The following is a 13797-nucleotide window of genomic DNA, read 5'->3' on the forward strand; positions in this document are numbered from 1 at the left end:
AGAACCCCACCACCGCGTGCAGTGCTGGCACCCCGATGGATTCGGGGGGCCGCTTTACTGTGCGTATCACCCGCTGACGCCACGATGTTTACATGCAGCAAACCCACGCTCATTCGCCCGGTCGCGGTCGCGATTCATTCATAGACGTCATCAGAGCGCTATGCGTGCTGGCCGTGATTTCCCAGCACTGGCTCATGCCCGTACTGGCCTATGAGAATGGGCATTTGAGCACCGGGAATGCGCTGGCGAGCCCCGGCTGGTGGATTGTCACCTGGCTGACGCAGGTCATGCCGATGGTGTTCTTCGCCGGCGGCGCCGCCAATTTCTTCTCGTTCCGATCTGTGAAATCGGTGAACACCTGGCTCCGGAGCAGAATTGCGCGGCTCCTGGTGCCGGTCGTCCCCCTGGCAGCCGTGTGGCTGTTGCTGCCCCACGTGTTGATCGGAGCGGGGTTGCCGGAGCAGCCGGTGCTGATGGCGGGCAAGATAGCCGGCCAACTGCTCTGGTTCCTCGCCGTCTATGTGCTCGTGGTCGCGCTCACCCCGGTGATGTTCAAGTTGTACGGCCGGTACGGCTGGCGCGTGATCGCAGTCCTCGGCGCCTGCGCCCTGCTCGTCGATGTGCTGCGCTTCGAGTTCAGCCCCGCGATCGGTTTCCTGAACGCCCTGTTCGTCTGGCTGGCGGCCCACCAGTTCGGGTTCCACTACGCCGACGGCGGCCTGCGCATGCGGAACGCGTGGGTGTCGTCGGGTCTGGCCGCGGTCGGCTTCGGACTCACCGCGGCCGCCGTGTTCTTCGGCCCGTACCCGGCGTCCATGATCGGGATGCCCGGGGCCCCGGTCTCCAACATGAGCCCGCCGACCGCGTTGATGATGTCGCTGACCATCGGCCAGCTCGGACTCTGGCTGACGCTCAAGCCGGCGATAACCCGATTCGCGGAACGCCCCATGGCCACCGCCGTACTTCAGTGGTGCGGAGCCCGTTTCATGACGCTGTATCTCTGGCACATGCCCGCGCTCGTGATGACGGCGGGAATCGCAATTGTCGGACTCGGATTCGCGACGCCGACGCCCGGCAGCCCGATGTGGTTCGCGGTGGCACCGCTGTGGGTCGGCGTTTCGGGATTCTTCCTGGTCAGCTTCACTCGAATTTTCGGCCGGTTCGAATTCCGTCGCCCCTCCGGTGTGGCATCGGAAATGAACCTCGGCAAGGTCATTCTCGCGGCCGTGCTTTCCGCCGGCGGTCTCCTCGGACTTGCCGCGCAGGGGTTCATTTCCCCCGGAAACCCGCTCGGCCCGGTGCTCTGCGTGGCGCTGGTGCTGACCGGACTGCTCGTCGTACGGGAGAAGAGCGCCCCGAAGGCCGTTGTCGCGCAGGGCTCCCGCACCGTCCCCGTTCAGTTGGCGGTGCGCCATGAAGGTGCCCGGGTTCTCTCCCGGCAGGGCAGCTGATGAGGGCCGCCTCGCGTACGGCGCCCGCCCGCCCCGTACGCGAGGCGGCCCTCGCGCTTCCGCGTCTCATGAGCCGTCGGCTGCGAGCTGCTGCCGGACCAGGCCGACCAGTCCCTCGATGAGGGGACCGGGCTCGACGGACGGGTCGAGCGACCGCTGGAGCAGATAACCGTCGATCGCCGCCGTGAGGGTGACGGCGACAGTGAGCGGGCGCGCGACCCCCCGCTCCGCGAACCAGTCGCACAACCGCTGCCGCAACTCGGCCAGCAAGCCGGCGATTTCGGCGCGCAGCTCGTCATCCCGGCTCGCGGCGACGAGGGACTCGTACAGCAGCAGCAGTTCCGGATCACGGGGATCATTGGCGGACAGCGCACGGAGCATGGTTTCCACGGCCACGGCCGGATCCGTCTGCGACAGGGCTTCCTCGATCCGGTCGAGGAAGAAGGTGCGGATCTTCCGTACCGCGGCGATGCGCCGGAGTTCACCGATGCTCCCCACGTGGTAGTGGATCACTCCGGTGTTCACCCCCGCGCGCTCCGCCACCCGCCGACTGCTCACATCGCCCCAGCCCAGCTCGGGAATGAGGGAAGCGGCGGCTTCGATGATCTTCTCGCGCGTATCCGTCCGTCGCGAAGCGCCCGTGGCCTCGTCGCTCACAGCCCTACCCCCTGGATCGCGACCACGGCGATCACACCGGCCGAGGCCAGCGCGATCGCTTCGAGGACGAGCAGCTGCACCGGCAGGGGGTCGGGCACGACAGGGAAGACCGCGCCGAGGTCGGCCGCGAATACCGCGATGTAGCCGAGGCTCAGCACCAGCGCCGCCACGAAGGCCCAGTGCTGCCCGGCCATGGCGAACCCGGCCACCACGAAGCTGGCGAGCCCGAGGGAAGTCAGATACACGTTGAAGCTGTTGTACTGCCACCGCGGAAGCGGGAAGAAGTCCCTCGTGTCGATCAGCTTCCCCGGAACCATGGGAATCAGCAGAAGCGCCTCCCAGACCAGCAGTGCCGCGATCACGGTCCCCAACAAGGATTGGTTCATCACGCTCTCCGATACGTGTACGTGCGGAAATCGACCGCCTATTTGGACGATAGTCCTGGACGGTCGTCCAAATCAGTGGAGAGGTGAGCCACGCTCGCGGGTCACCCCGCTCCGGCCCCACCCCCGGGCACCTCAGCGTCCGGCGGCGGAGAGGGTGAACCACACGGTCTTCGAGTGCGGTGACCGTGCCCCGTACGCGGTGGTCCCCCACCGGGCGGCGAGAGTGTCGACAAGGAGCAGCCCCCGCCCGCCCTCGTCCGCGCCGGCGTCCGCGCCGGGGGTGCTCGGGGGCGGCACAGGCAGGCGGCCGGGTTCGTCGTCCGTCACGTACACCGTCACCTGCCGGTGGTTGACGGTGACCTCCACCCGGACCTGCGGCGAGTCCGTATGGCAGTACGTGTTGGAGACGACCTCGCTCACACAGAGCCGGGCGTCGTCGACGAGGGGGGCGTGCCCGACGGCCCACAGCACCGTCCCTACGAAGTCCCGCACGATCCTGGGGGCGGTGGGGGCGTTCGGTGCGACGAGCCGGTAGCGCTCGCCGCGCTGGGGGAGGTAGGAGGCGGGTGACGGAGGAGCGGTTACGGGGGTCATGGCGCGGTCTCCCTGTGTGAGGCGGTCTCCGGGGCGTCGTGCGGTGGGCGTGGTCCGTGGCATTGGCCGATCCCGGGGGCGTTCAACTCGCTTGCCGGTGGCTGCACTTCGGACGATGACGCCTTTGAGCGTCGCCCACTGGGACCATAGGGCGCCAGAATGCCCCGTAGCAAGGTTGCCCCTGTCACTTCACGCGATCGGGTGGACCGGAACAGTCGCACCGCGCGAGACTGCGCGGAAGCGAAGGATGGTGACATGCCACAGAGGGACAACCCGACCGCACGCCAAGCACGCTTGGGCTGCGAACTGAGGAAGCTCCGCGAGCAGGCCGGCCGAACCGCTCGCGAGGCCGCCGGACTCATCTCGACCGACCAGGCGAAGATCAGCCACATGGAAGCGGGCCGCATCGGCGTCAGCGAGGCACGAATCCGCCGCCTGGCCAGCTTCTACGCATGCGACGACGCCGCGTTGATCGATGCGCTGTGCGCCATATCGCGGGAGCACCGGGGCCAGTTTTGGTGGGACGAGTACCGAGGCGTCCTCGCGCCGGGCTTCCTGAACATCGCGGAGCTCGAACACCACGCGGGTTACATGCGCTGCCTCCAGTCCGTGACGCTGCCCGGGCTGATCCAGACGCCGGAGTACGCGCGGGCGCTGTTCGAGGGAGTACTGCCCAAACTGCCCGAGGACGAGGTGGAGGCGAGGGTCGAGCACCGCATGCGCAGGCAGGCCGTGCTCGACCGCGAGGAGCCGCCGAAGTTCGACGTCATCATCCACGAGGCCGGTCTCCGCATGCGGGTCGGCGGCCGTGAGGTCGCGCGGGGTCAGTTGCTGCGCCTCCTGGAGGCGACCGACAGGCCGGACGTGTCCGTACGCGTGATCCCGTTCGCCAGCGAGAGGTTCGTCGAGGTGACACAGACCGTGCTGTACGCGGGCGGGGTCGTGCCACAGCTGGACACCGTCCACATCGACGCTCCATTCGGAGGCGTTCAGCTGGATTCGGTGGCCGACCTGAACCGGTACCGCATGCAACTCGACTTCGCCCAGCGAGTCAGCCTCGCCCCTGAGGAGTCACGGAGCTTCATTCACCACCTCGCACGAGACCTGTGATAATCCGCAGCATGAGCGCAGACATCGAGTGGCAGAAGTCGTCGTTCTCCGGCGGTGGCGGAGAGCAGTGTGTCGAGGTGGCGCGGCAGGCCGAGGACATCCTGGTGCGCGAGAGCGACGACCCGAGCACGGTGACCAGGACGAGCCGCAGCAAGTTCGCGGCGTTCATCCAGGGCGTCAAGGCCGGCGAGTTCGACCACTTCGTCCAGTAGCGCCTTCCAGTCCTCCGCAGGAGAGCCTCCGCCCGGCCCGGGCGGAGGCTCTCCTGTTTCAGCGACAACCCTGCCCCGGGGCATGGTTGCGCCACACCCTTTCGTAACGCTACCGTCGCTCTACGTTGCCATGACAGGCGGGGCCACCCACCCCCGCCTCCCGTGCCGCGCAACAACTACCCCCTGCCCGCACGCCATTTGGCGCGCCCGCTTGCGATCGGACGGTCGACGATGCGTACGCCCCTCACCCCCTTACAGCCGGTCGTCGAGCACGGTTACCGGTTCGAGGTCCTCCGCCACGGCCCCGCCACCGGCTTCGTCCCCGAGCCGGTCGACCTGCGCATCATGGCCACGCCCCAGGAGGCCGTCCGCGCCGTCCGCGTACAGCTCCGGGCGAACCACCTCTTCGGCCTCCCCCCGCGCGAACTGATCCGCGCCCACCACTGGGCGGACCAGGGCGGCTGGGTGCAGGCGCTGGGGGCGCTCCATCGCGGCGAACCCTGCGGGTTCACGCTCCTGCTGCGGGGTGGTCGGCACATCGAGTGGCACATCCGCCCACTGACGTACGTATCGCTCGACGCCCGCACCCACCACCGCCCCGCCCCACGCCCCGTCGCACAGAAATCCGCATGAGTTAGGCTCGCCGGGGCGCAGCGAGGGCATCGATCGGGCTCAGGTATCGGCCCGCTGGGCCGGATTGTGAGGCCGCCCGTGCGGGACTACTTGCTGATGCTGTTCGTCACGGCGGCCGTGACCCATATCCTGACCGGCCCCGTAAGAAAGTTCGCGATCTCCATCGGGGTGGTCCCCGAGGTCCGGGCGCGCGACGTCCACCGCGAGCCCACTCCGCGTCTGGGCGGCATGGCCATGTTCGGCGGTCTGCTGGCCGGACTGCTGGTCGCCTCGCACCTGCCGCATCTGGAAGAGATCTTCACCGAGAGCTCGACGCCACGGGCGCTGCTGTCCGGCGCGGCACTGATCTGCCTGCTCGGCGTGCTCGACGACAAATGGGGTGTCGACGCGCTGGTCAAGCTCGGCGGCCAGGTGCTCGCCGCCGGAGTGATGGTCTTCCAGGGGCTGACGATCCTCTGGCTCCCGGTGCCGGGCACCGACGGGATCTACCTCTCCGACTGGCAGGGCACGCTGCTGACCGTGGGACTGATCGTCGTCTCCATCAACGCGGTCAACTTCGTCGACGGCCTCGACGGACTGGCCGCCGGCACGGTGGGCATCGCGGCGACGGCGTTCTTCCTGTACGCGTACCGGCTCTGGTATGGCTACGGCATCGAGGCCGCCGCGTCCACCACGCTGATCTCCGCGATCCTGGCGGGCATGTGCCTGGGGTTCCTGGTCCACAACTCCCACCCGGCCCGGATCTTCATGGGCGACTCGGGCTCGATGCTGCTCGGTCTGCTCATAGCCGGATGCGCGGTCTCGGTGACGGGTGAGGTCGACCCGAGCCTCCTCAACCAGTCGGTGGACGGCAGGTCCGGTTCGGCCGCGATGGTTCCGGTCTACATTCCGTTGCTGCTGCCGCTGTCCGTCATCGCGCTGCCGCTCGCGGACCTGGTGCTGGCCGTCATCAGGCGCACCTGGAACGGGATGTCCCCCTTCGCCGCCGACAAGGGGCACCTCCACCACCGCCTGCTCCAGCTCGGCCACTCGCACCGTCGGGCCGTGCTGCTCATGTACTTCTGGTCGGCGCTGTTCTCGTTCGGGATCGTGGCCTACTCGGCGCGGGGCGCCAAGTCCTGGATGCTCTTCGGCGTCGCGTTCGTCTGCGCGGTGGGCCTGGTCCTGCTGCTCCAGCCCCGCTACGAGTCCCGCCTCATCCGCCGGCTGCTGCCGCGCGGGTCCAGGGGGCGCGTGGTCGCCTCCGGCGGAAGGCGCGCCGAGGCCGACGAGGAACGCCGGGTGCCGACCAGGTGACCGGGTGACCGGGTGCTCCGCTTTCCGCCCGGGCGAAACCCCCTGGCAAGACAGGGCACTTAGCGGCGAGCATGGGGCACATGAGTGATCAACCCGCACGATGGACCCAGGCCACCGTCCACCCCGACATGTGGGCCGACCCGGACGACGACCCCCGCAACAGCGAGGGAACCGGTCCGGACGGTGAGCTCGCGACGCTCCAGGGCTTTCTGACGGACTACCGCCTGACCCTGCGGATGAAGTGCGAGGGCCTGGACGCGGAGCAACTGGCCCGTCGTTCGGTTCCGCCGTCGACGATGTCGCTGCTCGGCCTGGTCCGGCACCTCGCCATGGCGGAACGGGACTGGCGCAACTGGATCAGCGACGACGAGCCGCTGCCGAGGCTGTACGGCAGGCGCGACGCGGACTTCGACGAAGCCGTCGCCGATCCGGCCCTGGTCGACGCCGCGTACGCCGACCTGGAGCGCGAGCAGGCCGCGACCGACGCCGCGCTGGCCGAGCACCCGGACCTGGGCGAGCGGCTCGGGACGGACCGGACCTCAGTCCGGGAGCTGATGGTGCACCGGGTCGAGGAGTACGCCCGCCACTGCGGGCACGCCGACCTGCTGCGCGAGTGCGTCGACGGAAGAGTGGGCCAGTGACGAGCCCCGGACTCCCGCGGCGGGCGGTGCGCGAGACCGGTCCGTCGACCTGAGAGATTCCGCGGGTAGAGGACAAGGCGTCGTGGTCGGCGGGCTGGCCGTGTGTCCCAGCGTTGGTTGGTCCAGGCTTCGCGGATGAGGCGTCGGATCACGATGATCGCGGTCATCATCAACACGAGCAGTGCGTTGATGACGACCGCTCGACGTTCCGTGCAGGACAGGGTGAAGTTGAAGCCGCGGCTGTACCAGGAGTTGGTGCGCTCGACGACCCAGCGGCGAGTGTGGTTGATCGGGATCACGGTGCCCTTGGGCTGGATCCGCCACTCACAGCCGAGATCGGTCAGCAGTCTGCGGGTGACCGTGGAGTCGTAGCCCGCGTCAAGGTGCACCGTGATCTGCTCAGGCAACGCGAGCTCGAAACGCCCGAGCTTCTCCAGCGTCGGGCACAGCAACGGGGAGTCGTGCCGGTTCGCGCCCGTCACGACACAGCCCAGCGGGACCCCGCGTCCGTCGGTCATCCGCGACCACTTGATCCCGAGTTTTCCTCGGTCAATCGGTGATTTCCCGGCGACCTCGCCACCGCAGGGCGATTTGGTGATCTGCCCGTCGACGGTGATGTCGGCCAGGTCCAGGCCCACGACACGGTCGTAGGTCTCCAGCACGATCTGCTCCAGCCCTGCGAAGACACCGGCCGCGATCCACTCGTTGCGTCGGGTTCTCATCGTGGTTGCCGAGCACGATTGATCGGCGTGCTTCTCGTACGAGCCGCCGAAGACGAGTTTCGCGACGAGCTTGTCGAACACGATCCGGTCCGGGATCCGTGGGTTGTGGCAGCCCCACGGATGTGTCTCGAGATGCGGTGGCAGGAGGGCCTCGAACTGGACCCACAAGGGCTCGATCGCCCATGCTTCGACGGCGGGCACCGGTGCTCCGTTTTCAGATGTGGAAATGTAGGAGTACGTCAAAACGGATCCCGGTGCCTGCGTCACATCACCTGACGCCTCTACCCGCGAAATCTCTTACCGATTGACCAACTCAGGAGCAGTTGGGGGACGTCAGCTACTTCGGTGACCACGGCCACGTTCCGCTGCGCGTGGCCCTGCTGCTGGCCGCGGTGGCGGGCATCCTGCTCACCGCGCCGGCGGGCAGCGCGCAGATCATGCAGTTGCGCGCGACCGCCCGCAAGTACCGCCGGGCCCACCACAGGGCTGTGAAGGCCGAGGCCAAGGACTCGTCGAAGGCCGGCGGTAGCCCGGACTACCGGGAGCCCGCCACAGGGCGCGACTTGTAGAAGGACTCCTCCAGGTAGGCGACCTCGTGCGGCTGGTAGGGCTCCTCCAAGTAGGCGGCCTCGTCCTCGTCGAGTGCGACGTCCACCGCAGCGAGCGCGTCGGCCAACTGGGCCGGCTTGGTGACTCCGACGACGGGCGAGGTCACCGCCGGGTTGCGCACGACCCAGGCCAGGGCGACCTGGGCCGGGGACAGACCCCGCTTGCCCGCGATCTCGTGGACGCGCTCGGCCACCGCCTGGTCCCCGTCGCGGTAGAGGATCTTGCCGCCCTCGTCGGTATCGGCACGCGCCGTGGCGGTGTCCCGGACCCGCGTCAGCCTGCCCCGCGCCAGCGGGCTCCACGGGATCACGCCGATGCCCTGGTCGGCGCAGAGCGGGAGCATCTCCCGCTCTGCTTCTCGGTGGATGAGGTTGTAGTGGTCCTGCATCGACACGAACCGGGTCCAGCCGTTCAGATCGGCCAGGTACAGGGCCTTGGCGAACTGCCAGGCGTACATGGAAGAGGCTCCGATGTAGCGGACCTTCCCGGACTTGACCGCGTCGTGCAGCGCCTCGAGGGTTTCCTCGATCGGGGTGTCGTAGTCCCAGCGGTGGATCTGGTACAGGTCGATGTAGTCGGTCCCCAGCCGCTTCAGGGAGGCGTCGAGCTCGGCGAAGATCGCCTTGCGGGACAGCCCGGCGCCGTTCGGGCCGGGACGCATCCGCATCCAGACCTTGGTGGAGAGAACGACCTCCTCGCGCCGGGTGAAGTCCTTGACCGCCTGGCCGACGATCTCCTCGCTGCTTCCGGCGCTGTACCCATTGGCCGTGTCGAGGAAGTTGACGCCGCCCTCGAGGGCCTGCTTGATGATGTCCCGGCCGGCGTCCGCGTCCAGCGACCAGGGCTCGCCGCCCCGGTCCGGCTCGCCGAAGCTCATGCAGCCGAGGGCGATGGCGGAGACTTCCAGTCCCGTCGTTCCGAGTTTGATGTATCGCATGCGCCGAAACTAGGAGTTGGAGTGCGCTCCAACGCAAACTCGGAGGCGTAGGGCATGCTCCGCTGGTCCGGGCGGCGGAATCGCAGCACTCGCGACCGCGCCCCTACTCGCGAAATCCCTAAGTCGCTGTTTCGGGCGCGCGGTTCATCCCTTGGTCGCGCGCCCGGAGACTTTCGGCGGACGCCCGCCCCCGTACCCGCTCGGCAGACTGGCGGCGACACGTGAACCGCCGAACATCCGGGGAGTCAGGGTGCATCGCGACGTACGCAGTGAGGGAATCAGCCGGGCAAGGTTTCTGGCCGGGGCGGGGGCGATCGGGGCCACGGCAGGCCGACGGAGCGAGCGCGGGAAGGGGCGCGGGAACGGAAGCGGCAAGGGGCTGACGCATCGAGGGGTCTGCTACACGGTCGGTGCGGGCGAGACCCCCGGCGCCGCGTGGAGCACCGCCCGTATGCGCCGGGACCTCCGCGCCATCCGCCACAACATGCACGCCACGTCGATCGAGGTGACGGGCGACGGCGTCGACCGTCTCAACGCCACTGCGTCGGAAGCCGCCGAGCTGGGCCTGCACATCTGGCTCCAGCCGACCCTGGGCGACCGCCCCGCGTCGGAGATCCTCGATCACCTCGCGGAGACCGGCAGGCACTTGGAGCGGCTGCGCCGCCAGGGGGCGCGGGCCGATCTGAGTGTGGGGTGCGAGTTCTGGCTGTTCGTACCGGGCATCGTGCCCGGCGACAACGCGCAGGAGCGGATCCGCAACCTGATGGAGGGCAACTTCGACGCGGAGCAGATGATGCGCCGCCTGTCCGAGTTCACGGCGCGGGCCGCCGCGGTCGGACGGTCGGTCTTCGGCGGCAAGCTCTCGTACGCGGCCGCGCAGGACGACGAGGTCGACTGGAACCTCTTCGACATCGTGGGCATCGACTACTACTCGTACTTCCCCGACCGCGCGGACTACGTGCGCGAGCTGCGCCGCTATCTGCGCTGGGGCAAGCCGCTCGCGATCACGGAGTTCGGCACGTGCACGTACGCGGGGGCACCCGAGCAGGGCGGCATGGGATGGGACACCATCGACTACAGCAAGCAACCGCCCGAGATCAAGGGCGATCTGGTACGCAGCGAACGCACCCAGGCCGCCTATCTCACCGAACTCCTGGGCGTCTTCGAGGAGATGGGCCTGTACGCCGCGATGGCCTTCGAGTTCGTCACCGCCGACGCCCCGCACTCCCCCGTCCCGCGCTACGACCTGGACATGGCGAGCTACTCGGTCGTGAAGCCGGTCAAGGACCGGTTCGAGGACCCGGAGTCCGACTGGCACTGGGAGCCGAAGCAGGCATTCCACGCCCTGGCGCGGTGCTACGGGCGGGCGGGGCGCCGCTGAGGGGCGTCGGCGGGCGGGACGCCCTGGCGACGGGTCACGTCCGGGAAGAGGGAGCGCTCTTCGCAGACCAGAAATCCGACTTGACGTCAGGGAAAGGGATCCTCTTTTCCGCATAGTTCGGGCCAACCGTCTCCGCCTTCGGCGGAGACACCTTGGAAGGGTTCACACAAGGCGTCGCGACTTCGAAAAAGGCTTGCCCGTTGCTGCCGAAAAGAACACGCACATTGAATTCGTCAGGTGTCCTGTAATACATGGCCGGGCTCTTCGAGTTGTTCACCGAGAGCTGCTTGTACCCCTGACTCTCCCAGTATCGCGCGATCAACCCCAGGAAGCTCCCCCGACGTTCCTCCGAGATGATCGTCATGACCGCCCGGCGCCTCTGCACGTCACAATTACCCTCAGTCGACTGCCCGTGGGTCCAGTGCACTGGCGGCTTGATGGTGGCGAATGTCCCGTCGAGGATTTCGTCCGCACGCACCGCCGCCTCCTGCATGTTCATCTTTACCTCCTGTTCAGCCGGATTACCCGATACCCCACATCCAGCCAGCAACAGCGCTCCAGCCATCAGCACCACGGTCCTCAAAACCCTCATCGAGGCGCCTCCAACTTGATCTCTTCGGACTTCCCAACCACAATCCTGGCAATATTGTCGGCCGAGTCCTGATCTTTCGTCGGGTTGAAATAATTCGAATGTGCCGACAGCTCTCCGCGGTCTTCCAGGACGGTTGCCCCGTCGGCCACCAAGAACCGTGTGGCTCCAAAATCCTTACTTGCAGGGTCGGTGCCGAACCAACGCTCATCGGGGTCGGTTTGTGCGTCTTGGGCTCTGTAACCGACAATGCCTCCGACCAGGGCCCCGGCACCGCCACCGACAAGCGCTCCCGGCGGGCCGGCCATACCTGCTCCCAGAACAAATCCGGTCGACCCTCCGCCGACGGCACCCGAAGCCATGCCAGATGCTTCCTGATGGTTGGGGAGTTTGGTGACGATGTCATTGTCAGCTGCGCCCACGTACACATGGCCTTTGCCCACGTTGAGGTCCTGAGCGTTGTCCGCGCCGGTGCCGGGGCTTCCGACCAGGATGATGTCATCGGCGCCGGGGATGCCACCTTTCTCCTGAGCAGCGAGCCCGACCGTGAGGGATCCGTAGGAGTGTCCAATGGCGGTGACATGCGGGTTGCCACCCTCGTGCGTTGCGGAGATCCCCGCCATGAAGGCGTTGTAGTCAGGGGCTCCCGCCTCGGCATCGTTCGTGAACATCACGCTCTTGCCGCTGGCCAGATCGCCAGGTGTCGTCTGCGGCGCATCGTATCCGAGCCACACGATCGACGAGGTTCTGCTCGACGGGTCGGCTTCACTCGCGCCGAGGGCGGTTTGCATCGCCCGGTTGACTGTTCCACCGGCGAAGTCCGCGTCCAGCTTGGTGTCGAGCCCAGGGACGTACGCCGAGACGTTGTCGGCGGTATCGGGGTTGCCGTAGGCGATGATCGCGCGACCGTTTCCCTCATCGCCGATGCCCAGCAAGTACATCGGCGGCTCACTGCCCTTCCCCAGCTTCTCCTGGATCCCCTTCAGACCACCCAGCATCTCTCGGGAAGCGTCATCGTGCTTCACACCGAGTTGCCCGATGAGCAGCTGAAGATTCTCGCGGTTCGCCTCATCGCGCGCCGGCGCCGGAATCCCGTCCAAGTTCCCGATCACCCCTGGAAACGCAGACAAATACTCCTCACGCTGCTCCTGGCTCAGGTGGTCCCACCACTCCTTGCGTTCCGCAGGAGACTTGTCGAGCGGAAGCTGTTTCTCCAGGTAGTTCTGGGCGGCCTGGCTCACCGCGTCGGTATCCGAGCCCACGTCCGCCCACGTCCTGGTGTCGACCGTGAGGCCCGGAGCCGCCTTGAGCTTGTGGAGTGCCGAGCTGTACCGGGCGTCGATCTCGTGTGCTTCCCGCATGGCATGGGCGAGGCGGTCTGCGACGTCCTGGGCCTTGGCGCGGTGCGGATTGGGACTCTTCAGCGCGGGTGTGCCCGGAGCCAGTGCGGGGTCCAACATGCCGTTGGCGTCGCGGTACAGCCCCGGATTCCCAGCACCGATGAGGCCGTTGTTGCCCACCACGGAGCCGCCGGGGTGCGGGTCGCCGGTCAGGTCGTTCTTACCGCCGGCTGGGTAGTCGATGCTGCCGCTGTCGTTGACGGTGTATCCGAGCGAGGCAGCGTCATCGAGGGCGTCGCGCAACCGGCGCTGTGGGGAGCCGAGTTCGGTGGCGAGCCCGTCGAGGGCGCCTCGGACAAGGCCCGTCTCGGTGCGGATGTAGTGGTAGTTCGCGCTCAGCCGCTTCAGTCTCTTGACCGCTGCTCGGGCGGACTCGCTGTCCTGGGTCTTGGTGAGCCTGCCGCTCATGTCGCCGTCGACGCGTTCGCGAGCGGCATCGGCGAACGCGGATGCGGCACGCCAGCCGTCGGCGGCGTCGGTCAGTTCCGACAGCTTGAGGTCGCGGAACCGCTGCCATGTCAGCCCGGGTTCTGTGGCCATGGTCTACTCCCCCCTCCTCGTGCCCGGCACCACGACCGCCTTCGTTCTCTCCCCCACCTCGGCGTCCACTCCGGCGAAGTCCACAGCCACCTGTCGCAGTTTCGGCTCCAGAGAACTGCACTCCTCACGGACACGACCGAGGCGTTCGTCCCACGAGGTGAGCACGGACTTGAGTGCCCCGAGGCTGGACAACCCGGCCAAACCGCCGGAAATGCCGTCATGAGCCTTGCGCAGGTCGACCTTCGCAGTGATCGTGCTGGTCTGGAGGCCATCCGCCGTGCCGGCCGCCTTCGTCCACGGGCCGCCCTTGTGCCTGAGCGTTCCGGCACCGCCACCGCCACCGCCGCCGGACGGATCGGCGTGGCCGCCCTCCCCCGGAAGGCTGTTGAGCTGTAACCGAGCGGTGTGCCGCTCGGCCACCTGCGCCTTTACCTGTTCCCACTCGTCCCACGCCATGCACACGCCTTCCCCCGCGACCCGGGCCACCGCCCGGGTGAATTCTCCGGCCGTGTCTGCTGTACTCGCCGGAGGTGGTCGCCATAGAAGTTACCGACGCGGCGCTCAGCGTCACGTCCGTACGGTCACCCAAATGGGCCCTGAGTATCCGTACCTACCAGCCACAGCTACAGGGAGCCATTG

Annotated in this window: 15 protein-coding genes and 1 pseudogene; 8 read left to right on the top strand and 8 right to left on the bottom strand. The window is 67.7% G+C overall.

What is annotated here, in order from left to right; genetic code table 11:
* Positions 1-92: 92 nt before the first annotated feature.
* On the top strand, positions 93-1451 hold the full coding sequence (locus ABZ622_RS02255; protein ID WP_360539450.1) for an acyltransferase: 1359 nt from the start codon (positions 93-95) through the stop codon (positions 1449-1451).
* A 66-nt stretch (positions 1452-1517) separates the two neighbouring features.
* Here the strand turns inward: ABZ622_RS02255 and ABZ622_RS02260 are convergent, their stop codons facing one another.
* The 3 genes from ABZ622_RS02260 to ABZ622_RS02270 form a co-directional block, all read right to left on the bottom strand.
* Complete coding sequence (locus ABZ622_RS02260) at positions 1518-2108, bottom strand: TetR family transcriptional regulator (protein ID WP_360539452.1); 591 nt, start codon at positions 2106-2108, stop codon at positions 1518-1520.
* Positions 2105-2494 carry a hypothetical protein gene (locus ABZ622_RS02265; RefSeq protein ID WP_360539454.1) on the bottom strand — a complete coding sequence of 130 codons (390 nt, stop codon included), beginning with the start codon at positions 2492-2494 and terminating at the stop codon, positions 2105-2107. Before ABZ622_RS02265 ends, ABZ622_RS02260 begins: the two co-directional genes overlap by 4 nt.
* Before the next feature lie 132 nt (positions 2495-2626).
* Positions 2627-3088: an ATP-binding protein gene (locus tag ABZ622_RS02270; RefSeq protein WP_360539456.1), complete on the bottom strand. Its 462-nt coding sequence runs from the start codon at positions 3086-3088 to the stop codon at positions 2627-2629.
* 255 nt (positions 3089-3343) lie between these two features.
* On the opposite strand from ABZ622_RS02270, the gene ABZ622_RS02275 reads away from it, so the two are divergent.
* The 5 genes from ABZ622_RS02275 to ABZ622_RS02295 all read left to right on the top strand — a co-directional run bounded on the left by ABZ622_RS02275 (position 3344) and on the right by ABZ622_RS02295 (position 6980).
* The gene (locus tag ABZ622_RS02275; protein WP_360539458.1) at positions 3344-4198 is read left to right on the top strand and encodes a helix-turn-helix transcriptional regulator; all 855 of its coding nucleotides are present in this window, start codon (positions 3344-3346) and stop codon (positions 4196-4198) included.
* Between the two features lie 11 nt (positions 4199-4209).
* Positions 4210-4410, top strand: coding sequence for a DUF397 domain-containing protein (locus tag ABZ622_RS02280; protein WP_360539460.1), 201 nt, complete (start codon positions 4210-4212; stop codon positions 4408-4410).
* 231 nt (positions 4411-4641) lie between these two features.
* On the top strand, positions 4642-5043 hold the full coding sequence (locus ABZ622_RS02285) for a hypothetical protein (RefSeq protein WP_360539462.1): 402 nt from the start codon (positions 4642-4644) through the stop codon (positions 5041-5043).
* Positions 5044-5109: 66 nt separating this feature from the next.
* Positions 5110-6339 carry an MraY family glycosyltransferase gene (locus ABZ622_RS02290; protein ID WP_360539464.1) on the top strand — a complete coding sequence of 410 codons (1230 nt, stop codon included), beginning with the start codon at positions 5110-5112 and terminating at the stop codon, positions 6337-6339.
* A gap of 71 nt (positions 6340-6410) precedes the next feature.
* A complete protein-coding gene (locus ABZ622_RS02295; RefSeq protein WP_360539466.1) occupies positions 6411-6980 on the top strand; it encodes a DinB family protein in 570 nt (189 codons plus the stop codon).
* 83 nt (positions 6981-7063) lie between these two features.
* Here the strand turns inward: ABZ622_RS02295 and ABZ622_RS02300 are convergent.
* Positions 7064-7903 (bottom strand): annotated as a pseudogene (locus ABZ622_RS02300) (IS5 family transposase); the annotation flags it as partial.
* Positions 7904-8025: 122 nt separating this feature from the next.
* On the opposite strand from ABZ622_RS02300, the gene ABZ622_RS02305 reads away from it, so the two are divergent.
* Complete coding sequence (locus tag ABZ622_RS02305; protein WP_360539468.1) at positions 8026-8271, top strand: hypothetical protein; 246 nt, start codon at positions 8026-8028, stop codon at positions 8269-8271.
* On the opposite strand, the gene ABZ622_RS02310 is transcribed toward ABZ622_RS02305, so the two are convergent.
* Positions 8238-9248, bottom strand: coding sequence for an aldo/keto reductase (locus tag ABZ622_RS02310; protein ID WP_360539470.1), 1011 nt, complete (start codon positions 9246-9248; stop codon positions 8238-8240). The two genes, ABZ622_RS02305 and ABZ622_RS02310, sit on opposite strands and share 34 nt — an antisense overlap.
* Positions 9249-9498: 250 nt before the next feature.
* On the opposite strand from ABZ622_RS02310, the gene ABZ622_RS02315 reads away from it, so the two are divergent.
* A complete protein-coding gene (locus ABZ622_RS02315; RefSeq protein WP_360539472.1) occupies positions 9499-10629 on the top strand; it encodes an abortive phage infection protein in 1131 nt (376 codons plus the stop codon).
* A gap of 34 nt (positions 10630-10663) precedes the next feature.
* Here the strand turns inward: ABZ622_RS02315 and ABZ622_RS02320 are convergent, their stop codons facing one another.
* The 3 genes from ABZ622_RS02320 to ABZ622_RS02330 form a co-directional block, all read right to left on the bottom strand.
* A complete protein-coding gene (locus tag ABZ622_RS02320; RefSeq protein ID WP_360539474.1) occupies positions 10664-11128 on the bottom strand; it encodes a hypothetical protein in 465 nt (154 codons plus the stop codon).
* 89 nt (positions 11129-11217) lie between these two features.
* Positions 11218-13158, bottom strand: coding sequence for an alpha/beta hydrolase (locus ABZ622_RS02325; RefSeq protein ID WP_360539476.1), 1941 nt, complete (start codon positions 13156-13158; stop codon positions 11218-11220).
* Positions 13159-13161: 3 nt separating this feature from the next.
* Complete coding sequence (locus tag ABZ622_RS02330) at positions 13162-13614, bottom strand: amino acid ABC transporter permease (RefSeq protein WP_360539478.1); 453 nt, start codon at positions 13612-13614, stop codon at positions 13162-13164.
* Between the last annotated feature and the right edge of the window lie 183 nt (positions 13615-13797).

The sequence above is a fragment of the Streptomyces sp. NPDC007164 genome, assembly GCF_040634135.1.
Classification (GTDB): Bacteria; Actinomycetota; Actinomycetes; order Streptomycetales; family Streptomycetaceae; genus Streptomyces; species Streptomyces sanglieri.